Source organism: Bradyrhizobium aeschynomenes (assembly GCF_013178945.1).
GTDB classification, from domain to species: domain Bacteria; phylum Pseudomonadota; class Alphaproteobacteria; order Rhizobiales; family Xanthobacteraceae; genus Bradyrhizobium; species Bradyrhizobium aeschynomenes.
The window spans coordinates 146,156-166,563 of sequence record NZ_JABFDM010000013.1 but is presented as its reverse complement, the minus strand read 5'-3'; the positions used below and the strand labels follow the sequence as shown (position 1 = coordinate 166,563).

Below are 20,408 nucleotides of genomic sequence, written 5' to 3'. Positions count from 1 at the left end.
AATCACCTAAGGGGAGTGAATCACCGTTCGTCAGCTAACGGAATCCATTTATGAGTACAGATCCTAGATGGAAAGTTAGGGTGGTTTTGCCAACGCCCCCCTTATTGTTGAAAACCGAAATGGACTGCAACAAGCGCCCCCAAGCGATAGAGTTGGGACACTCTACCGGGTGGTTTACAACTTGTGCAAGCATCAAAAATAGATGACCTCACTTCAGTTGTCTCGCGCTCGTCGGTCCCCTCGCCTGCGCAAAACGTCATTAGCTCGTGAACGATCTCGTGCACCGCACTGGGCCGCGCTTGATGCATCGCAGTCGAAGGCGGCACAGCCATCAGCTTTCGGATGGCTTTGCATGGTCCAGGCAGGCGAGCTGACCGCGTCCCATCGGCCGGCAGCTCCTGAACCAGAGTTCGGGTTCACACACTTGAGGGCCGCGCATAGCAGAGACACTGTCTATGTCACCTAGTTCGAATACTTGGCCCTCACCGATGGACCTTGGACGACATTGGGCTTTGCGGTCATCAGCGGCTTATGTGGTCCCTTCTGGGAATGAGAAACAAGCCGCTCGGTTGTTCGGAGAACATTCAGACAACCTGCGCCCGTGCAGCCTCACTGATACTCATCTACTTGGCTTGGCACGTTTCAGCTGAGCAGGACTTTCTGGGTCTCAGCCCTCTACCGCACCCCGGAATACATCTTTTCTGGTCGGCAATCCATCGCCCCTGAGTCGCCCGACGGGCACGCCCCAGCTTGATTTTATCATTCCATGCGACCATCAAACCGCTGCTCCCGAAAGCCCATTTTTGCTGCGCTTTCAAGCCGATCACGCCTGTCAGATCGTTCGCGAAAAATATCTGACTTTCTATTTATCGGAATTCATGATTGACTGCCGCCATCCCGTCTCGATCGGAGGGGCGCTTCGCGGTCGTCACGGACGTTGAGGCGGGATGCGGTGGGCGTGTCGGGTTTGCAGCGTGATCACTCATGCGGACGAACGAACCTGATGCGCCGGCGAAGTCGTATGGTCCTGGCCTCCCGACGCTGAGGCTACGCTGGCGGTGATGATCCGCCGGTCACGGGGGCAAGACAGCCCGGTCCCCGGGGAGAGTACGTATAAGCCGCCCAACCATCGCGCGGGGAATGCCGGGATGTCTCGGCTGAACCTGTGGTACCTGCCGCCTGCATTTTTTTCCGCAGGCGGGCCATGGGGGCGGCCAGCTCCCGGCATTCCCCGTGCCCTCTTCGAAGGAAAGAGGGCATGTCCAAAGGCAAAGCTCGGACGCAGATGCGCCGCGAGATGGCGGCGGTGCGTCCCGCGGCGAATGATGAGCCGGACACAGACGTCTCAGCCGCGCATGTTCAACATCGAGAGCAAGAAAGGGCGTCCTCGCTCTCGCCCACGGCGAACGCAGCGGACGGTGGGCATTATCCGCTCCTCTCTCTCCACGTCGTCATGGCCGGGCTTGTCCCGGCCATCCACGTCGGTCGGCACGCGTGGAAGGACGTGGATGCCCGGGACAAGCCCGGGCATGACGGAGAAACAAATGAGCAGCCCTTCCTGCGGCCCTGGCCCTACGTCGGCGAATGCGGCCATGCGCCCGCACCGGAGACGACCTTCACGTCGCCGCCGCATCCGCCGGCGGGCGCTGCCGCAGCAGCGCGGCGCAGGCGAAGCCGAGGACGACCATCAGGGCCGCGGCGACGAGCAGCGTCGGCTGCTTGCCGCCATGGACGACGCCAAAACCGTAGGCGATCGGGCCGACGGTCTGGCCGAGGAAGAAGAAGAACGAGTGCAGCGACATCGCGGTCGCGCGGGCGCCGATCGACAGCTCGCTGGCGAACACCTGCAGGCAGCCATGGATCATGTAGAAGCCCCAGCCCATCATCAGCATGCAGGCGAATTGCAGCTTCCAGCCGGGGCCGAAGGCGAGTGCGGCGAGCTGCAGGGCCACCAGGGCAGCGCCGGAGATCATCATGCCCTTGACGCCGAGCCGCGGCAGGAAGTTCGAGACAGTGGCCGTGTAGAACAGGCCGCCGACCGCAAAGCCCGCGATGACGATGCCGGCGATCGACAGCGAGGTCTCGCCGAGATCGAACAGGAACGCGGCAATGAACGGAAACAGCCCGAACACGCAGCAGCCTTCGACGAACACCGCCGGGAAGCAGAAGCGCGAATTCGGATTGGTGAAGATGGTGCGATAGCCCTTCTTCAAGGTGGCGAGATCGGTGGTCGCGGCGTGGGTGACCTTGGCGCCGCGGAAGCCGGCGGCGACCGCGAAGGAGGCGATCAGCCCAAGCGCGCCGAGGATCGCGAGCACGCCGCGCCAGCCGATGAAATCGCCGATGATGCCGGACGCGGTGGCACCGAGCAGATTGCCGGCCATCGAGCCCGCCAGCGTGCGGCCGATCGCGACCTGCCGCTTGTCGGGCGCGACCAGATCGCTGGTCAATCCGAGCGCCACCGGAAACACGCCGCCCGAGGCAATGCCGGCAAGGATGCGGCTGGCGAACAGCAGCGGAAACGAGGTGGCGAGCGCGCCGAGCACGCTGGCGACGCCGAGCAGCGCGAGGCACAAGGTCATCAGCCGCGCCTTGCCGAACAGGTCGGCGGCGGCGCCGATCGCCGGCTGGATCAAGGCGTAGATCAGCGCATAGCCGGCGGCGATGCCGGCCGCGGTGGCGATGCTGATCGAAAAATCCTCGGCGACATGCGGCAGCACCGGATCGAGCGCGCGGGTCGACAGTGCTGCCGAGAAGCCGGCCAGCGCGATGATGTTGACCGCTGGCGGAAACTTAGTCTCGGGCTTGGCAACGGGCTGGTGCATCAGCTGATGGCGTCCGCCGTCTGTCCCTTGGCAAGCGCGTCGAACGCCATCAGCGTCCGCAGCAATCCCTCGAACTGCGCCAGCGGCACCATGTTCGGCCCGTCGGAGGGCGCATGATCGGGATCGGGATGGGTCTCGATGAACACGCCGGCCACGCCGACCGCGACCGCGGCGCGTGCGAGCACCGGGACGAATTCGCGCTGGCCGCCCGACGAGGTGCCCTGCCCGCCCGGCTGCTGCACCGAATGCGTCGCGTCGAAGATGACCGGCGCGCCGGTGGTGCGCGCCATGATCGGCAGCGCACGCATGTCCGACACCAGCGTGTTGTAGCCGAACGAAACGCCGCGCTCGGTCGCCAGCACATTGGGATTGCCGGCGCCGGTGATCTTGGCGACCACATTGGCCATGTCCCAGGGCGCCAGGAACTGACCCTTCTTGACGTTGATCACCTTGCCGGTGGCCGCCGCCGCGAGCAGCAGGTCGGTCTGGCGGCACAGGAAGGCGGGGATCTGCAGGATGTCGACGGCCTGCGCCACCTCGGCGCACTGGCTGGCGTCGTGCACGTCGGTCAGCACGGGAAGGCCGAGCGAGGCGCGGATCTCGGCGAAGATCGGCAGCGACTGTGCCAGCCCAAGCCCCCGCGCGGCCGAGCCAGAGGTGCGGTTGGCCTTGTCGAACGAGGTCTTGTAGACGAGGCCGATGTTCAGGCGGCCTGCGATCTCCTTCAGCGCCGAGGCGACCTCGAGCGCGTGGGCGCGGCTCTCGAGCTGACACGGCCCCGCGATCACCGCGAGCGGCAGCTGATTGCCAAACTTGACGGAGCCGAGGCTGACGACCGGCGCGGCAGAGATCGGAGCGTTCACGACTTCTTCCTCTTTGAGCGCGCGACCATGGCCCGGCGCGGGCATCCGGATCAACCCGGCGCGTGCCCGCGAATAGCAGGGTTGCGGGGATCGGTCATCCCCGCCGCCGTCCCGGGCCTATTTCAGCGCCGAGAACGCCGTCGGCACCAGGAACTGGCTGGTGATGTTGGCGACGATCTGGCCGTCCTCCTCGCTCTTGGCACGCGCCGCGATCCACTCGGGATTGGTCATGAACGCGGTCCATTTGGTCTCGCGCTCGGCCAGCGATTCCCAGGCCAGGAAATAGGTCAGATCCTGGTTGGATTCACCGATCAGGGTGGTGAAGAAGCCGACTGGGCGGATGCCATGCTTCTCCCACAGCTTCAGGGTGGTGTTTTCGAAACGCTTCAGCAGCGCCGGCAGCCGGCCCGGAATGCAACGATAGATGCGGCTCTCGTAGATCATTGGTCACTCCCTGATCTGTTCTTCTCAACCGGGGAGCGTTGTCGCAACAATCGCCGCGGCCGTCAAAGGCGGAGTGGCCGCTCCATTTTGCGCCGGCCAGAACGACGTTCGCCCCTCACCCTGAGGAGCGCGCCCCTTGGCGCGCGTCTCGAAGGGCGAGGCCCCGGACCTTGGCCTCATGGTTCGAGACGCGTCGCAAGGGCGACGCTCCTCACCATGAGGTTTTGGCACCGAGGGCGGTCCTGCGCGTCGACAATGAACACGTCGACAGTCGTGTTCATGGAGGGGGTTGAGTGCGACAATCGGCGGTGCACATTGGCCGTGAGCAGCGTGTTCTCGCCCGACGCAACCGACTCACACCAGCCGCGACTGCACCACCGCGGCCTGGATGAAGGACGCAAACAGCGGGTGCGGCTCGAACGGGCGCGACTTCAGCTCGGGGTGGAACTGGACGCCGATGAACCAGGGATGGTCCTCGTATTCCACGATCTCCGGCAGCACGCCGTCCGGCGACAGGCCGGAAAACTTCAGACCGTGCTGCTCGAGCCGATCCTTGTAGGCGGTGTTGACCTCGTAGCGGTGGCGATGGCGCTCGGAAATCTCGGTCGCGCCGCCATAGACTTCGGAGACGCGGCTGCCGCGCTTGAGCGCCGCAGGATAGGCGCCGAGCCGCATCGTGCCGCCGAGATCGCCGCTCTTGGAGCGCTTCTCCAGCTCATTGCCGCGCAGCCATTCGGTCATCAGGCCGACCAGCGGCTCCCTGGTCGGACCGAACTCGGTGGAGTTGGCCTCGGCGATCCCGACGAGATTGCGCGCCGCCTCGATGACCGCCATCTGCATGCCGAAGCAGATGCCAAAATACGGCACGTCGCGCTCCCTGGCGAACTGCGCCGCGCGGATCTTTCCTTCCGCGCCGCGCTGGCCGAAGCCGCCGGGCACCAGGATGCCGTTGACGTGCTCGAGGAACGGCGCGGGGTCCTCGTTCTCGAACACCTCGCTCTCGATCCAGTCGAGCTTGACGCGGACCTTGTTGGCGATGCCGCCATGCGACAGCGCCTCGATCAACGACTTGTACGCATCCTTCATGCCCGTGTACTTGCCGACGATCGCGATCGTCACGTCGCCTTCCGGATTGCGGACACGCTCGTTGATCGTGTGCCAGCTCGCCAGCGCCGGCGGCACCCGCGGCTCGATGCCGAACGCGGCCAGCACCTCGTCGTCCAGACCGGCGGCATGATAGGCCTCGGGCACGGCATAGATGTTGTCGACGTCGCGCGCCTCGATCACGGCGCTCTCACGCACGTTGCAGAACAGGCCGAGCTTGCGCCGCTCCTCCTTGGGAATCGGACGGTCGGTGCGGCACAGCAGGATGTGCGGCTGGATGCCGATCGAGCGCAGCTCCTTCACCGAGTGCTGCGTCGGCTTGGTCTTCAGTTCGCCGGCGCTTGGGATGTAGGGCAGCAGCGTCAGATGAATGTAGATCGCGTGATCGCGCGGCAGCTCGTTGCCGAGTTGCCGGATCGCCTCGAAGAACGGCAGGCCCTCGATGTCGCCGACGGTGCCGCCGATCTCGACCAGCACGAAATCGTACTCGTCATTGCCCGACAGCACGAAATCCTTGATCGCGTTGGTGACGTGCGGGACGACCTGGATGGTTGCGCCGAGATAGTCGCCACGGCGCTCCTTGGTCAGGATGTCCTGATAGATGCGCCCCGTGGTGATGTTGTCGGCCTTGGTCGCGGGCCGCCCGGTGAAGCGTTCGTAGTGGCCGAGATCGAGATCGGTCTCGGCGCCGTCGTCGGTCACGAACACTTCGCCGTGCTGATACGGCGACATCGTGCCTGGATCGAGGTTGAGATAGGGGTCGAGCTTGCGAAGCCGGACCTTGTAGCCGCGGGCCTGCAGCAGCGCGCCTAACGCGGCTGAAGCCAGACCCTTTCCGAGCGAGGAAACCACGCCGCCGGTGATGAAGATGTACCGCGCCATGGGACCCTACCTTTAATGCCGCGCGCGCGATTCGCCAAAACGAATCGCCTGCAGCCCGCAACAACGCCGCGGGCCTGTGGGTTACGTCAGAATGTGAATGGTCTCAGGGACTTGAGACCGCCTCCTGATGCAGGGCGCCAAGTACGTTCCTGCATGGCTTCCCCGCGTTATTGCGACTGCGGGGCGGACGGCGCGCTCGGCGCCGCCGGCGCCTGCTGCTCGTCGGCCTTCTTGAGCTGGTCGAGCACGCCACCGCTGCCCGGCGCCACCGGCGTCGCGCCGCCTGATTGCGTCTGGCCGGGCATGTTGCCGAGAATCGAGGTCGGCTTGCGCTCGAGGCCGGCGAGCCAGGTCAGCAGCAGGCTGGTGATGAAGAAGCCGACCGCCAGCACCGCCGTCGTGCGCGTCAGCAGGTTCGCGGTGCCACGGCTCGACATAAAGCCGGCGCCGCCGCCCATGCCAAGGCCGCCGCCTTCGGACTTCTGCAACAGCACCGCGCCGATCAGGACGGCGACGATCATGAGGTGGATGACGATCAAGACAGTCTGCATGGTGACCTTCCGTCACAAGCCCTCGCTGGCCCCGACCGGAGGCCGAGATCGCGAGAGCTTCGCGGGCTATTCGGAAATTTGCGCGGTGTTACACGATCAAATCGGGCAACGCCACCCCGCAGATAATCGCAGCCGCGCTTCTCACAAGCGCAGACACGAGCGGTGTCGCTTCCTCTTGAAAGCCAAACCACATTCCATTATCAGAGACGAATGGATCATATAATAGACGATTTCAGCCAACGGCTCGCCCGGCGCCTCCAGCTGGAGCGCGACGGCCGCGGCTGGTCGCTGGCCGACCTCGCCGAGCGCTCGGGTGTCTCGAAAGCCACCATCAGCAAGATCGAGCGCGCCGAAGTGAGCCCGACCGCCGTGGTGCTCGTCAAGCTGGCCAGCGCCTTCGAGCTGACCCTGGCGGGCCTGATGCTCCGCGCGGAAGCCCAGCCGGAGCGTGTGTCGAGAGCCGGCGAGCAGCCGGTCTGGCGCGATCCCGACACCGGCTATCTCAGGCGGCAGGTGTTCCTGCGTCCCGACCATCCGGTCGAGCTGGTGTCCGTCGAGATGCCCGCTCGCCGCAGCGTGACCCTGCCGGCCTCGTCCTACATCCACATCCGCCAGCTGCTCTGGGTGCAGAGCGGACGCCTGACGATCATCGAAGGCGCTGAGCGCCACGAGCTTGGCCCCGGCGACTGCCTGGGCTTCGGCCCGCCGATCGAAACCACCTTCGCCAATGAGACCGACGCGCCCTGCACCTATGTGGTGGCGCTAGCCCGGAGTTGAGAATGTCCACGATCCAGATTGCGCCCCTGTCCGATACGCCGGACATTCGTGCCGGGCTGAACGAGATGCTGATCGAGACGGTGGCGAATGGCGGCTCCGTCAGCTTCATGCACCCGCTCAGTGCTGACGACGCCAACGCGTTCTGGCGCGATTCGCTGTCGAGCGCCGCGCGCGGCGAGCGGATCGTGCTCGGCGCCATCGACGGCGATACGGTGGTCGGCACCGTGACCTTGCAGCTCAAGCTGCCGCCGAACCAGCCGCATCGCGCTGAGATCGCGAAGATGATGACGCGTGTGAGTCACCGCAAACGTGGCATTGCCACCGCGCTGCTGCGCGCCGCCGAGGGCCTCGCCCGTCAGCACGGACGGACGATGCTCGTGCTCGACACCGCCGAAGACGGCGGCGCGTCGGAGCTGTACGAGGGTCTCGGCTTTCAGCTCAGCGGAATCATCCCGGACTATGCCGTGAAGCCGCATGGCGGCCTCACCGGAACCAAGATCTATTGGAAGCGGCTAGGGCAAGCGGCATGACGCGCGAGTGTTCGCGCGCCGTGTTGAGATGGCCCTTCAGCATCCCTTCGCAATTGCGAGAAAATCGGCCGCCTTCAGGCTGGCGCCGCCGACCAGCGCGCCATTCACATTCGCGACCGCCATCAGCTCGGCGGCATTGGAGGGCTTCACCGAACCGCCGTAGAGGATCCGCATTTTCGCACCTTCCCCCTTGAAGCGGTCGATCAGCAACTCCCGGATAAAGGCATGAATCTGCTCGACATCCTTTGCCGTCGGCGTCAGCCCGGTGCCGATCGCCCAGACCGGCTCATAGGCGACGACCAGATTGCCGGCCTGCGAACCCTCGGGAAGGCTGAGGTTGAGCTGGCCGCGCAGGATATCCAGCGTCTGGCCGGCATCGCGCTGGTGCTGGGTTTCACCGATGCAGACGATGGCGACCAAACCGGCACGCCAGACCGCCTCGGTCTTCTGGTGCACCACGACATCACTTTCACCGTGATCGGCCCGCCGCTCCGAATGACCGACGATGATGGCGCGCGCGCCGGCATCGGCCAGCATCTCCGCCGAAATGTCGCCGGTATGGGCGCCCGACGCCTTGGCGTGGCAGTCCTGCGCACCGACGACGATCGCCTTGTTGCCAAGCGCCTTCTCGGCGAAGGCCGACACCAGGGTCGCCGGCGGACAGACCAGCAGATCGGCCTTCGCCGTGACCTCCGCGGCCCCCGCCATCATCGCCTCGAACTCGGCGATCGAAGCCCTCAGACCGTTCATTTTCCAGTTGCCGGCAATCAGGGGGTGGATGCGGTCGGTCATGGCAGGATTCCAGCAAGCGTTGTGACAGGAGATCGGCTAGCAGAGCCCCTGCAGGAGTACCAGAGCGGGAACGGTCTTCCCACCGCTTCAATCCGCCTCAGGCGCGAGGTTGCGACCGGGCGGCTGCCTCATTATAAGCCGTTCCAACTCGGTGACGCCCTTCCGCGGAATTCGCTCCAAGGTGCGGCCCCTTCATCCTTTTTCCTGCAGACAGATTGGACCCATGCTTCGAGGATTACGCAAGGCCTCATCAAACTGGCTCGGCAAGACCATCATGGCGGTGGTCATGGGCGTGCTAATCGTCAGTTTCGGCGTCTGGGGCATCGCCGACATCTTCCGCGGCTTCGGGCAGTCGACGGCTGCAACCGTGGGACGCACCGAGATCTCGATCAACGAGTTCCGCCAGATCTATACCGACCGGCTGCAACAGATCGGCCGGCAGATCGGCCGTCCGTTGACCACGGATCAGGCCCGCTTGTTCGGGCTCGACCGCTCCGTGCTGCAGCAGACCATCGCGGAAGCTGCGCTCGACGAGCAGGCCCGTCGACTCGGTCTTGGCCAATCCGATGCCGAGACAATGCGGGTGATCCTCAGTGACCCCAACTTCAAGGGCCCGAACGGCGCATTTGATCCCCAGCGCTTCCAGGCCATCATCCGCAATTTCGGCTTTACCGAGCAGCGCTATCTGGCTGACCAGCGCCGGCAGTCGTTGCGTCGGCAGATCACCGGCACCATCGCGGCCGGGCTCGAGCCGTCGAATACGATGCTCGATGCGCTGAGCCGCTTTCAGAACGAGCAGCGCTCGATCGACTATATCAAGCTCGACGCGGCGCAGGCCGGCACCATCGAGACACCCGCGCCTGAAGTCCTCGCGGCCTATTTCGACTCGCACAAGGCGCAGTTCAAGGCGCCGGAATATCGCAAGCTCTCGTTCGTCGTGGTGACCCCTGAAGAGATCGGCAAGTGGACCACTGTCTCGGACGACGATGCGCGGAAGCTGTTCGATCAGCGCAAGGCTCTGATGGGCACGCCGGAAAAGCGCCAAGTCCAGCAGATGACCTTCCCGAGCATGGAAGAGGCGCAGGCGGCACGGGCACGGATTGCGTCGGGCGAAGTGACGTTCGACGAACTCGCCAAGGAGCGCAACCTGAACCCGGCCGACCTCGATCTAGGATTGGTGACGAAGTCGGCCATCCTCGACCCCGCGGTCGCCGATGCCGCGTTTTCGCTGCCGACCGGCGAGGTCAGCCAGCCGGTCAAGGGCGCCTTCAACGTGGCGCTGGTGAAGGTGAGTGCGATCCAGCCCGGCCAGGAGCCGGCCTATGAGAGCGTTGCCGCCGACATCAAGAAGGAGATCGCCGCCGACCGCGCCAAGTCGGAGGTCGCCAATCTCCGCGACAAGATGGAGGACGAGCGCGGGGGCGGCGCGAGCGTGGCCGAGGCCGCCAAGAAGCTCGGCCTCAATGCCGTAACGATCGAAGCGGTGGATCGGTCGGGCAAGGAGCCGAATGGTCAGCCAGTCCCGAACATTCCGCTCGGCCTCGATGTCGTGTCCCAGGCGTTCAACAGCGACGTCGGCGTCGACAATGAGCCGATCTCGTTCCGCGGCGGCTATGTCTGGTTCGAGGTGCTCGGCATCACTCCGCCGCGCGACCGCCCGCTCGACGAGGTCAAGGACCAGGTTGCAGCCAAGTGGCGCGACGACGAGGTCGCGGCGCGGCTCCGCGCCAAGGCGACCGAGCTTGCGAAGAAGCTCACCGAGGGCGCCAAGCTTGGCGACGAGGCGACATCGCTCGGCGTCAAGCTCGAGACCGCAAGCGCATTCAAGCGGGACGCGACCCTGCCCGGCGTCCCGACCGGCGCCATCACGGCAGCGTTCCGCACGGCCAAGGACGGCGTCGGACAGACCGAGGCGGATGGCGGCCGGCAGTGGATCGTGTTTCGGGTCACCGACATCGTCGAGCCGAAGGTCGATCTCGCAGCCGACGACGTCAAGAAGCTGAAGGAGCAGTTGCAGCGGGCCCTGGCCGACGAGCAGGGCACATCGTATGTCCTGAAGCTCGAGAAGGACATCGGCACCACCATCAACGAAGCGGCCGTGGCCCAGGTGGTCGGCGGCGGCAGCAACCAGTGACGGCTCGCGAGGAAACGCGTGATGGACGATCTCAAGTCGATCATTGGCAAGGTCGCGACCGGCGCGCCGCTGTCCCGTGAACAGGCCGCGTCCGCCTTCGACAGCATGATGTCGGGCGAGGCCACGCCGTCGCAGATGGGCGCACTGCTGATGGCGCTGCGCGTTCGCGGCGAGACGGTCGAGGAGATCACCGGCGCCGTCAGCGTGATGCGGGCGAAGATGCTGCGCGTCGACGCGCCGGCAACCGCAGTGGACATCGTCGGCACCGGCGGTGACGGCTCGGGTTCGGTCAACGTCTCGACCTGCGCCTCCTTCATCGTGGCCGGCGCCGGCATTCCGGTCGCCAAGCATGGCAACCGCGCGCTGTCGTCGCGCTCGGGCGCAGCCGACGTGCTCGCTGCGCTGGGCGTCAAGATCGACCTGAAGCCGGACCAGGTCGGGCGCTGCGTGCGCGAGGCTGGCATCGGCTTCATGTTCGCGCCCGCTCATCATCCGGCGATGAAGAACGTCGGCCCGACCCGCGTCGAGCTCGCGACCCGCACCATCTTCAACCTGCTCGGGCCGCTGTCCAACCCCGCCGGCGTCAAGCGTCAGATGGTCGGCGTGTTCTCGCGGCAATGGGTCGAGCCATTGGCACAAGTACTCAAGAATCTCGGCTCGGAAGCTGCCTGGGTCGTGCACGGTTCCGACGGGCTGGACGAGATCACGCTGACCGGCCCGACCTTTGTGGCGGCGCTCGAGAACGGCCATATCCGCACCTTCGAGGTTACGCCCGATGAGGCCGGGCTCGGCCTGTGCGGCAGCGACGGGCTCAAGGGCGGTGACGCCGCGGCCAACGCGGTGGCGCTGCAGAGCGTGCTCGACGGCCTGCCCAGTCCCTACCGCGACGTTGCTCTGTTGAACGCAGCTGCGGCTCTGGTCGTTGCCGGCCGCGCCAAGTCTCTCAAAGAGGGCGTGGCGATCGGCAAGGACTCCCTCGACAGCGGCGCCGCCGCGGCACGGCTGAAGCAGCTGATCGCAGTCTCCAACGGCTGATCTCGCGGAGCGCGTCATGTCCGATATCCTGGCCAAGATCGAAGCCTACAAGCGCGAGGAGATCGCCGCCGCCAAGCATGCGTGCCCGCTGGCGGAGCTCGAGGCCCGTGCCCGTGACGCCTCGCCGCCGCGCGGCTTCGTCGCGGCGATCCGGAGCAAGCACGCCAAGGGCGACTACGCGCTGATCGCGGAGGTGAAGAAGGCTTCGCCCTCGAAGGGCCTGATCCGTGCCGATTTCGACCCGCCCACCCTCGCCAAGGCCTATGAGGCCGGTGGCGCAGCCTGCCTGTCGGTGCTCACCGATACCCCGTCTTTCCAGGGGCATCTGAACTTCATGGTCGCGGCGCGTGCCGCCACCGCCCTGCCCGTGCTGCGCAAGGAGTTCATGTTCGACACCTACCAGGTGGTCGAGGCCCGGGCGCATGGCGCGGACTGCATCCTGATCATCATGGCGGCGCTCGATGACGCCGCGGCGCAAGACATCGAGGCGGCGGCACTCGACAGCGGCATGGACGTGCTGATCGAGATCCACGACCGCGCCGAGCTCGACCGAGCGTTGAAGCTGCGCTCGCCGATGATCGGCATCAACAACCGCAATCTGCGCACCTTCGAGACCACGCTAACAACCTCCGAAGCGCTGGCGCCGCTTGTGCCAAAGGAGCGCCTGCTGGTCGGCGAGAGCGGCATCTTTACGCCCGCGGATCTCGCGCGTCTGGCGCGCGTCCAGATCCAGACCTTCCTGGTCGGCGAGAGCCTGATGCGGCAGGCCGACGTGACGGCCGCGACACGCGCACTGCTCGCGCGAGATGCCGCCTCCGTCAGCGCGGCTGAGTAGCTGCAAATGACCGACAAGCCGTCCCTCACCCATATCGACGCCCGCGGCGAAGCGCGCATGGTCGACGTGTCGGACAAGGCCGCGACGGAGCGGACGGCAACGGCCGAAGGTCGCGTGGTGATGAGCCCGGCAACGCTGGACCTGATCGTGTCCGGCAACGCCAAGAAGGGCGATGTGCTGGGCACGGCCCGCATCGCCGGCATCATGGCAGCCAAACGGACCTCCGAACTCATTCCGCTGTGCCACCCTCTGGCGCTCTCCAAGGTCACCGTCGATATCACGCCTGACGCCGCCCTGCCCGGCTGCATCGTTACGGCGACCGTGAAGGTGACCGGCCCCACCGGGGTAGAGATGGAAGCGCTCACCGCCGTGTCCGTGGCCTGCCTGACCATCTACGACATGATCAAGGCCGCCGAGCGCGGGGTCCGCATCGAAGGCATCCATCTGACAGAAAAGATCGGCGGCAAGTCGGGCCATTATCGCGCCTGACGGTATCAGGAAGCCAATTACAACTTCAAATTAATCGTTCGCTAACTCATCTTGCTAACCTCACTTCCATTGCGGGCCTGTAGCCATTGCTATGGGAGGGACGTTGCAGCGGTCCATCCTCAGACGCCCTTTGCACGCGTATTCGGGACCGATGACGACGAACACCAGTCCAGGAATTGCCCTCAAGGCTTCGGCTGACCGCGGCGGACCAATCCGCTGGCTGGTTGGAGGAGGCCTCGTGCTGATTGCGGCCATCGCGATCGGCGCGACCATCATGGCCGACAGCTTTCGGGAGCGCGCGCTCAACAGCGCGACGCGCGAGCTGGAAAACACCGTGCTGCTGCTGGCGCGTCACTTCGATCAGCAGATGGAGGACCTCGGCGCGATCCAGCGCGATCTCGCCAACTACGTCCGGCTGAGCCGGATCGACACCAGCGTGCGCTTCAAGGAGCAGATGGGCACCGCGGCCGTCAACGCGATGCTGAAGGGCAAGCTGAGCGCGGTTTCCTATGTCGGCGGCGTCAGCATCTTCGATTCCGACGGCAACTTGATCAATTCGGCAACCGCTTGGCCGGTGCCGCCGGTCAACGTTGCTGATCGCACCTATTTCAAGCGGCTGAAATCCGACCCGACGGCGCCGCAGTTGCTGATCGAGCCGGTCGTGAGCCGGGTCACGGGCACGAACGTCGCCGTGATCGCGCTCAAGCTGACCGGCCCGAGCGGCGAGTTCCTCGGGGTCATCAGCCGCACTCTCGAACCGATCAACGTCGAGCGCTTCTTCGCGTCCGTCGCGCTCGGACCGGACGCTGCGATCTCGATGATGCATCGGGACGGCATCTTGCTGGCACGCTATCCTCGCCATGAGGGGATGCTGAGCCAGAACTACAAGGACGCGCCGATCTTCCGCCAGATCCTGGCCGGCGACGGCAACACCACCGGCATCTTCAGCAGCCCGGTCGACGGCGAGCATCGCATCGGCGCGTCGCACCGGCTGACGAGCTATCCGCTGATCGTCACCGCGACGACCACCGTGTCCGCGGCGCTGGCCGACTGGCGCGAGCAGATGAGGTTCCTGATCGCCGTCGGCTTGATCTCGGTGCTGCTGATCGCCGGCATGCTCACCGTCGTCGTGCGACGGCTGATCAGCGATCACGAGGCCTCCAGCCGCCGCTTGACGCTGGAGAAGGAACGCCTCGACAAGGCAGTCAACAACATGACCCAGGGTCTGCTGCTGTTCGATGCATCGGAGCACTTGGTCATCAGCAATCAGCGCTACATCGACATGTACGGCCTGTCCGCCGATGTCGTGAAGCCCGGCTGCACGTTCCGCGAGCTGATCGCACACCGCAAGGCATCCGGCTCGCTCGCCGGTGACGATGGAGAATATGCCGATGCCGTGTTGCGCAACATCGGCCGCAAGACCTCCCAGATCATCGAGACCACCGACGGCCGCTGGATCCAGATCGTCAACGAGCCGATCGTGGGCGGCGGCTGGCTTGCAACCCACGAGGACATCACCGAGCGCAAGCGGTCCGAGGAGCAGATCACGCATCTGGCCCACTATGACGCCCTGACGGATCTGCCCAACCGCACCCTGTTCCACGAGCGGCTGAAGCAGGAAATGGCCGGCGTGGCGAGCGGCCGGCAGCTGGCGCTGCACTACATCGACATCGACGAGTTCAAGGGGGTCAACGACTCGCTGGGCCACCTGATCGGCGACGAATTGTTGAAGTCGGTTGCAAGAAGCCTGCAGGCCTGTGTCGGAACCGCCGGCTTCGTCGCGCGTCTGGGCGGCGACGAGTTCGCCGTGGTGCAGACCACGATCAAGAGCCGCGAGGACGTCAGCTGCCTGATCGACGAGATGCTGGCCGCCATCCGCGCCCCGCGCGACTGCCTCGGCCACCAATTGACCGCAGACGCCTCGATCGGCGTGGCGCTGATTCCGCAGCACGGCACCGATATCGACCAGATCATGAAGAACGCCGATCTGGCGATGTACGCCGCCAAGGCTGCGGGACGTCGCACGTGGCGGTTCTTCGAGCCGGAGATGGACGCCCAGGTCAAGGCCCGCCATCAGCTCGAGGTTGACCTGCGCCAGGCTATGGTCGACGACCAGCTCGAGGTCTACTACCAGCCCTGCCTCAGCCTGCAGGACGACCGCATCGTCGGCTGCGAGGCGCTGGTGCGCTGGAGGCATCCGACCCGCGGCTACGTCTCGCCCGCCGAGTTCATCCCGATCGCCGAAGACACCGGCCTCATCAACCAGCTCGGCGAGCGCGTTCTCAACGTCGCCTGCACCGAGGCTGCGACATGGCCGGATGACATCCGGCTCGCGGTCAACGTCTCGCCGGTGCAGTTCAAGAGCGGCACGCTCGCGCTCAAGGTTGCCAAGGCGCTCGCGGCCTCCGGCCTGTCGCCGCGCCGGCTGGAACTGGAGATCACCGAGGCCGTGCTCATTCGTGACGACGATGCGCTCGACACGCTGCACGAGCTGCGGGCGCTCGGCGTCCGCATCGCGCTCGACGATTTCGGCACCGGCTATTCCAGCCTGAGCTATCTGCAACGGATCCCGTTCGACAAGATCAAGATCGACCGCTGCTTCGTCAAGGACATCACGGAGAGCGAAGGCTCCGCCGCGATCGTCCAGGCCGTCGTCAACATCGCCGCGATCCGCAAGATGTCCACGACGGCGGAAGGCGTCGAGACCGAGGCGCAGCGCCAGGTGCTGAAGCGGCTCGGCTGCTCGGAGATGCAGGGCTACCTGTTCAGCCCCCCGAAGCCCGCAGCCGACGTCCGAGGCCTGTTCGAGGCCCATCGCGCCCATGGCCGGGACGCGTCGACCGGCCGTCGCCCGCGCTCCGATGCGGCCTGACGGACAAGCATTCAACCGCTAAAACCGCTGCAATCTGGTCCTTTTCCGCAAGCCGTTTTCAAACCCTATCTTCAGATCGCCGCGCCGGACGCTTGCAGTCGGTCCCCGCCACGGAAATATCTCGAGCGGCGGACATGGCCATGTCCGCCCGTGCACACTGGTCGAAAACCACGACGGGACGGCTGCAAAGCCGCCCCGTCGGTGTGAGAACGGAGCAGGCGCGAGATCCCTCGCGCCCTGCCCTTCATCTCAATTCGGCACCGCTGCCTTGGCCCGGACGTCCGCATTCACGGTGACGCCGCGCAGCACGTTGAAGGCCGCGTGCAAGGCCTTGTCGTCCTTCTCGTCCGGCGGAACGTAGGACTGCGAGCCGGTCTGCTCGGTGCCGTCGGCGGCCGACAGATGGCCGCGCATTCCCGCCTCGCCCTTGATGTCGGTGCGGTCCTTGAGCTCGTCCGGAACGTCCTGCTTGACCTCGATGTCCGGCGCGATGCCCTGCGCCTGGATCGAGCGACCGGACGGCGTGTAGTAGCGCGCCGTGGTCAGCGCAAGCGCGCCATTGCCGGCACCGAGCGGAATGATCGTCTGAACCGAGCCCTTGCCGAACGAGCGCGTGCCGACCAGCGTCGCGCGCTTGTGATCATGCAACGCGCCCGCCACGATCTCCGACGCGGACGCCGATCCGCCATTGATCAGCACCACGAGCGGCTTGCCCTTGGTGAGATCGCCGCCGCGGGCGGTGAAACGCTGCGTCTCCTCGGGATTGCGGCCGCGGGTGGACACCACCTCGCCTCGCGGCAGGAACGTGCTGGACACCGACACCGCCTGATCGAGCAGGCCGCCCGGATTGTTGCGCAGATCGATCACGAAGCCCGCGAGCTTCTCCTGCGGAATGTCTCTGGAGATGCTGGCGACCGCCTTGCGCAGGCTCTCGGTGGTCTGCTCGTTGAACGAGGTGATGCGGATGTAGCCGATATCGCCGCCCTCGGTGTGATAGCGCACCGGCCGCACGCGGATGATCTCGCGCGTCAGCGTGACGTCGAGCGGCGCGTCCTTGCCCTTGCGGATGATGGTGAGCTTGGTCTTGGTGTTGACGCCGCCCTTCATCTTGGCGACCGCCTGCTCGAGCGTCAGGCCCTGAACGCTGTCGCCGTCAATCTTGGCAATGAGGTCGCCCGAGAGGATGCCGGCCTTCGAGGCCGGTGTGTCGTCGATCGGCGCGACGACCTTGACGAGCCCCTCTTCCATGGTGACCTCGATTCCCAGACCGCCGAACTCGCCGGTCGTGGTTTCCTGCATGTCGCGCCAGGACTTGTCGTTCATGTAGCGCGAATGCGGATCGAGCGAAGACACCATGCCGTTGATGGCGCCCTCGATCAGCGCAGGATCGTTCGGCTTCTCGACATAGTCGGCACGAACACGCTCGAACACCGCGCCGAACAGATTGAGCTGCGAATAGGTGTCGGCCATTCCGGCGGCGGCCTTCGCCCGTGCGACGAGTTGCGCACCCTCGGGGCCTGCGACCATCAGGGTCAGACAGACGCCGGTCATCGTGCCTGCCAGGAACAGCCAGTTTTTCCGCATTGCTTTGCTTCCCGAGGGTTTGCTTGGTGGCCGGCGGATCACATGGTCCGAACGCAACGCCGGCAGGATTGGCCTACGAACTCACACCACATTTCCGGTTTCTTCAAGGCCGATATCCGGCCCGGCACATTCCACCAGAGTGCCGCGAAGGGCCGTGGCGTTGTCAACCGAAATGGACGCTCCCCGACCGAAATCAAGATCGCGATCACGCCGGCATCATGCCCGACCGTGATTATCCGGTCTTTCACGGTCGCCGGCCGATCACAACTCGACGAGCCGTGTTCGCAGCGGCGAATCGATGCGCAGGCGTGGCGCGCGCGGCCAGCCGCAGTTCGGAATGGCTTGCGTATGGCCCGTCCGATGGGCGATGTTGGATAACAAATGATAATCCTTGCTGGGAGGCATGCATGAATCAACAGACCCCGATCGAGGCCGGCTGGCGCAACGTCGAGCTCGGCGCCAGCGACGAGAAGTTCCAGAACCTGCACGAGTTCATCCGCAAGGCACGAACGCAGCTCAACCAGAACGCCTGGGACTACATCATCGGCGGCGCCGAGACCGAGACCACGCTGCGCCGGAACCGGATGGCGCTGGACGAGATCGCGTTCCGCCCGCGGGTGCTGCGCGACGTCTCGCGGGTCGACGCCTCGGTCGAGGTGTTCGGGCGCAGGCTGCGCCTGCCCGTCGTGCTGGCCCCGGTCGGCGCGCTCGAGATCTTCGATGCGATGGGCGCGGCGGCCGTGGCGCGCGGCGCCGGCCGGTTCGGAGCTGCGCACATGCTGAGCTCGGTGTCGGAACCCGGGTTGGAGATGACGGCCGAGGCCGCGCCGGACGCGCTGCGCATCTTCCAGCTCTATGTCCGCGGCGACGATGCCTTCGTCGAGGATTATGTGAGCCGCGCGGTGGCGAACCGCTACACCGCGTTCTGCCTGACTGTCGACACCGCCCATTACAGCCGGCGCGAGCGCGACATCGCCAAGCGATATGTCCGCGAGAGCAGGCTGCGCGCCACCGGCGGCGATCACCAGAAGGCGCTGAGCTGGCGCACCGTGGAGCTGATCAAGGACAAGTTCAAGCTGCCTCTGATCATCAAGGGCATCGCCACCGCCGAGGACGCCCAGATCGCGCTCGATCACGGCGTCGACTGGATCTACGTCTCCAACCATGGCGGCCGCCAGCTCGACCATGGCCGCGGCGCGATGCACGTGCTGCCGGAGATCGTCGCGGCGGTGAAGGGCCGTGCCAGGATCATGGTCGACGGCGGCTTCTGCCGTGGCACCGACATCGTCAAGGCGATCGCCTCCGGCGCGGACATGGTCGGCATCGGCCGCCTGCAATGCTGGGCGCTGGCCGCCGCCGGCGAGGACGGCATCCTGCGCATGTTGGAGCTGCTGGAGGACGAGGTCATTCGCGCGCTCGGACTGCTCGGCGTCACCTCCTTTGCCGAGCTGAACGCGTCCTATCTGCATCCGGCGGCCGCCACCCACATGCCCGGCGTGTTCAGCGCGTTTCCGCTGGCCGACATCGAGCCCTACCGCTATTGACGAGGCCCTGCTTCGGCTTCCTCTCCGGCAAAGATGCGCGTCGCGATGCTTCCCTCCGATCTCCGCCCTGGCGCCGCCGACGCGCTGCTGTTCGATCTCGGCCGCGTCGTGATCGACATCGATTTCGTTCAGGTCGTATTGCGCTGGGCCGCGCATGCAGGCTGCTCGCCGGAGCGCATTGCGCAGCGCTTCGTGCGCGACGAGATCTATCATGGCCATGAGCGCGGCACCGTGTCGGATGCCGCCTTCTTCGCCCATTTGCGCCGCCAGCTCGGCATCGACATCACCGACGGGCAGTTTCTCGACGGCTGGAACGCGATCTTCGTCGGCCCGATGCCCGGCATCGCCGCCTTGCTTGCCCGCGCCGCGGACGCGCTTCCGCTCTATGCCTTCTCCAACACCAACCAGCCGCACATCGATCACTTCTCGCCGCGCTACGCCGGGCTGCTCGGCCATTTCCGCGAGATATTCCTGTCGTCGTCGATCGGCCTGCGCAAACCCGATGCCGCGGCGTATGAGCACGTGGTGCAGGCGATCGGCGTCCCCGCCGAGCGCATCGTGTTCTTCGACGACCTCGCGGAAAACATCGAGGGGGCCCGCGCCAGCGGGCTGCAGGCCGTGTTGGTGCGCTCGACCGGCGACATCGCCGCGGCGATGCAGGCCCTCGGCATCTGATCGCGTCTCGGCGAGACGAAGGATGGCTGACATACCTGCGAGCACGCGAGACGAACTGAGCCGGTTCGCCGAGAACTTCGGGCTGCCTTTGCTGCGCTCGCAAGGACGGTGTTCGATCATGCAAACTTGTTCTCGCGGCACGCCGTGCCCGAGTCTTGCTGCTTTCGCTCCCCCTCCTCAAACAGAGGGCGCAGGGAATGCCGGGCTGCTGGCCGCAACCCATGGCCCGCCTGCGAAGAAGAATGCAGGCGGCAGGTACCACAGGTTCAGCCGACATCCGGCATTCCCTGCGCGATGGGCTTTTCGGCTGCTTCGCGCTCTCCCTGGTGCACCGGGCTTGTTGGCCACCATGGCGACAATGCGCTGACGCGCATTGCGCTTGACACCAGCGTCGGGGTGTCGAGACCACGCGACTTGACCGTCTGCACCGTGCCGTTCGTCCACGCGCCATCGGCACGTTGCGAACACGATG

16 protein-coding genes are annotated in these 20,408 nt (G+C 65.6%); 9 read left to right on the top strand and 7 right to left on the bottom strand.

Annotated features, from left to right (window positions below; genetic code table 11):
• Positions 1 to 1,616: 1,616 nt before the first annotated feature.
• From HL666_RS29075 to secG, 5 genes are all read right to left on the bottom strand, one after another.
• Positions 1,617 to 2,825, bottom strand: a complete 1,209-nt coding sequence (locus HL666_RS29075; RefSeq protein WP_172184957.1) for an MFS transporter — start codon at positions 2,823 to 2,825, stop codon at positions 1,617 to 1,619.
• Positions 2,825 to 3,688 carry a 3-deoxy-8-phosphooctulonate synthase gene (gene kdsA / locus HL666_RS29070; protein ID WP_172131947.1) on the bottom strand — a complete coding sequence of 288 codons (864 nt, stop codon included), beginning with the start codon at positions 3,686 to 3,688 and terminating at the stop codon, positions 2,825 to 2,827. The genes HL666_RS29075 and kdsA overlap by 1 nt, the downstream gene beginning before the upstream one ends.
• A gap of 117 nt (positions 3,689 to 3,805) precedes the next feature.
• Positions 3,806 to 4,132, bottom strand: a complete 327-nt coding sequence (locus tag HL666_RS29065; RefSeq protein WP_172109297.1) for an NIPSNAP family protein — start codon at positions 4,130 to 4,132, stop codon at positions 3,806 to 3,808.
• Between the two features lie 354 nt (positions 4,133 to 4,486).
• Positions 4,487 to 6,118 (bottom strand): CTP synthase, encoded by a 1,632-nt coding sequence (gene pyrG, locus HL666_RS29060; RefSeq protein ID WP_172184955.1) that lies wholly within the window; start codon positions 6,116 to 6,118, stop codon positions 4,487 to 4,489.
• Between the two features lie 167 nt (positions 6,119 to 6,285).
• Positions 6,286 to 6,669 carry a preprotein translocase subunit SecG gene (gene secG, locus HL666_RS29055; protein ID WP_172109299.1) on the bottom strand — a complete coding sequence of 128 codons (384 nt, stop codon included), beginning with the start codon at positions 6,667 to 6,669 and terminating at the stop codon, positions 6,286 to 6,288.
• Positions 6,670 to 6,879: 210 nt separating this feature from the next.
• Here secG and HL666_RS29050 point away from each other — a divergent pair, with 210 nt between their 5' ends.
• Positions 6,880 to 7,446, top strand: coding sequence for a helix-turn-helix domain-containing protein (locus HL666_RS29050; RefSeq protein WP_172109300.1), 567 nt, complete (start codon positions 6,880 to 6,882; stop codon positions 7,444 to 7,446).
• 2 nt (positions 7,447 to 7,448) lie between these two features.
• Entirely contained in the window at positions 7,449 to 7,976 is a 528-nt protein-coding gene (locus tag HL666_RS29045) for a GNAT family N-acetyltransferase (protein ID WP_172109301.1), read from the top strand.
• 36 nt (positions 7,977 to 8,012) lie between these two features.
• Here the strand turns inward: HL666_RS29045 and tpiA are convergent, their stop codons facing one another.
• Complete coding sequence (gene tpiA, locus HL666_RS29040; RefSeq protein WP_172184953.1) at positions 8,013 to 8,768, bottom strand: triose-phosphate isomerase; 756 nt, start codon at positions 8,766 to 8,768, stop codon at positions 8,013 to 8,015.
• A 223-nt stretch (positions 8,769 to 8,991) separates the two neighbouring features.
• Between tpiA and HL666_RS29035 the strand changes: the two genes are divergently transcribed.
• The 5 genes from HL666_RS29035 to HL666_RS29015 all read left to right on the top strand — a co-directional run bounded on the left by HL666_RS29035 (position 8,992) and on the right by HL666_RS29015 (position 16,133).
• On the top strand, positions 8,992 to 10,902 hold the full coding sequence (locus tag HL666_RS29035; RefSeq protein WP_172109303.1) for a peptidylprolyl isomerase: 1,911 nt from the start codon (positions 8,992 to 8,994) through the stop codon (positions 10,900 to 10,902).
• Between the two features lie 21 nt (positions 10,903 to 10,923).
• A complete protein-coding gene (gene trpD / locus HL666_RS29030) occupies positions 10,924 to 11,937 on the top strand; it encodes an anthranilate phosphoribosyltransferase (RefSeq protein WP_172184951.1) in 1,014 nt (337 codons plus the stop codon).
• A 16-nt stretch (positions 11,938 to 11,953) separates the two neighbouring features.
• Complete coding sequence (trpC, locus tag HL666_RS29025; protein ID WP_172109305.1) at positions 11,954 to 12,772, top strand: indole-3-glycerol phosphate synthase TrpC; 819 nt, start codon at positions 11,954 to 11,956, stop codon at positions 12,770 to 12,772.
• Between the two features lie 6 nt (positions 12,773 to 12,778).
• Complete coding sequence (gene moaC, locus HL666_RS29020; protein ID WP_172109306.1) at positions 12,779 to 13,261, top strand: cyclic pyranopterin monophosphate synthase MoaC; 483 nt, start codon at positions 12,779 to 12,781, stop codon at positions 13,259 to 13,261.
• A 151-nt stretch (positions 13,262 to 13,412) separates the two neighbouring features.
• A complete protein-coding gene (locus tag HL666_RS29015) occupies positions 13,413 to 16,133 on the top strand; it encodes a bifunctional diguanylate cyclase/phosphodiesterase (protein WP_172184949.1) in 2,721 nt (906 codons plus the stop codon).
• A gap of 249 nt (positions 16,134 to 16,382) precedes the next feature.
• Here HL666_RS29015 and HL666_RS29010 read toward each other — a convergent pair whose 3' ends face one another.
• Positions 16,383 to 17,717 carry a S41 family peptidase gene (locus tag HL666_RS29010; RefSeq protein ID WP_172184947.1) on the bottom strand — a complete coding sequence of 445 codons (1,335 nt, stop codon included), beginning with the start codon at positions 17,715 to 17,717 and terminating at the stop codon, positions 16,383 to 16,385.
• A gap of 407 nt (positions 17,718 to 18,124) precedes the next feature.
• Between HL666_RS29010 and HL666_RS29005 the strand changes: the two genes are divergently transcribed.
• Both HL666_RS29005 and HL666_RS29000 read left to right on the top strand, forming a co-directional pair.
• On the top strand, positions 18,125 to 19,261 hold the full coding sequence (locus tag HL666_RS29005) for an alpha-hydroxy acid oxidase (protein ID WP_172184945.1): 1,137 nt from the start codon (positions 18,125 to 18,127) through the stop codon (positions 19,259 to 19,261).
• A gap of 45 nt (positions 19,262 to 19,306) precedes the next feature.
• Positions 19,307 to 19,936, top strand: a complete 630-nt coding sequence (locus HL666_RS29000; RefSeq protein ID WP_172109310.1) for an HAD-IA family hydrolase — start codon at positions 19,307 to 19,309, stop codon at positions 19,934 to 19,936.
• Positions 19,937 to 20,408 lie beyond the last annotated feature (472 nt).

Bases quoted from the DNA above. Each gene is read 5' to 3' on its own strand.
- HL666_RS29075 (WP_172184957.1), bottom strand. From the start codon at position 2,825: ATGCACCAGCCCGTTGCCAAGCCCGAGACTAAGTTTCCGCCAGCGGTC.
- HL666_RS29065 (WP_172109297.1), bottom strand. From the start codon at position 4,132: ATGATCTACGAGAGCCGCATCTATCGTTGCATTCCGGGCCGGCTGCCG.
- pyrG (WP_172184955.1), bottom strand. From the start codon at position 6,118: ATGGCGCGGTACATCTTCATCACCGGCGGCGTGGTTTCCTCGCTCGGA.
- secG (WP_172109299.1), bottom strand. From the start codon at position 6,669: ATGCAGACTGTCTTGATCGTCATCCACCTCATGATCGTCGCCGTCCTG.
- HL666_RS29050 (WP_172109300.1), top strand. From the start codon at position 6,880: ATGGATCATATAATAGACGATTTCAGCCAACGGCTCGCCCGGCGCCTC.
- HL666_RS29045 (WP_172109301.1), top strand. From the start codon at position 7,449: ATGTCCACGATCCAGATTGCGCCCCTGTCCGATACGCCGGACATTCGT.
- tpiA (WP_172184953.1), bottom strand. From the start codon at position 8,768: ATGACCGACCGCATCCACCCCCTGATTGCCGGCAACTGGAAAATGAAC.
- HL666_RS29035 (WP_172109303.1), top strand. From the start codon at position 8,992: ATGCTTCGAGGATTACGCAAGGCCTCATCAAACTGGCTCGGCAAGACC.
- trpD (WP_172184951.1), top strand. From the start codon at position 10,924: ATGGACGATCTCAAGTCGATCATTGGCAAGGTCGCGACCGGCGCGCCG.
- trpC (WP_172109305.1), top strand. From the start codon at position 11,954: ATGTCCGATATCCTGGCCAAGATCGAAGCCTACAAGCGCGAGGAGATC.
- moaC (WP_172109306.1), top strand. From the start codon at position 12,779: ATGACCGACAAGCCGTCCCTCACCCATATCGACGCCCGCGGCGAAGCG.
- HL666_RS29015 (WP_172184949.1), top strand. From the start codon at position 13,413: ATGACGACGAACACCAGTCCAGGAATTGCCCTCAAGGCTTCGGCTGAC.
- HL666_RS29010 (WP_172184947.1), bottom strand. From the start codon at position 17,717: ATGCGGAAAAACTGGCTGTTCCTGGCAGGCACGATGACCGGCGTCTGT.
- HL666_RS29005 (WP_172184945.1), top strand. From the start codon at position 18,125: ATGAATCAACAGACCCCGATCGAGGCCGGCTGGCGCAACGTCGAGCTC.
- HL666_RS29000 (WP_172109310.1), top strand. From the start codon at position 19,307: ATGCTTCCCTCCGATCTCCGCCCTGGCGCCGCCGACGCGCTGCTGTTC.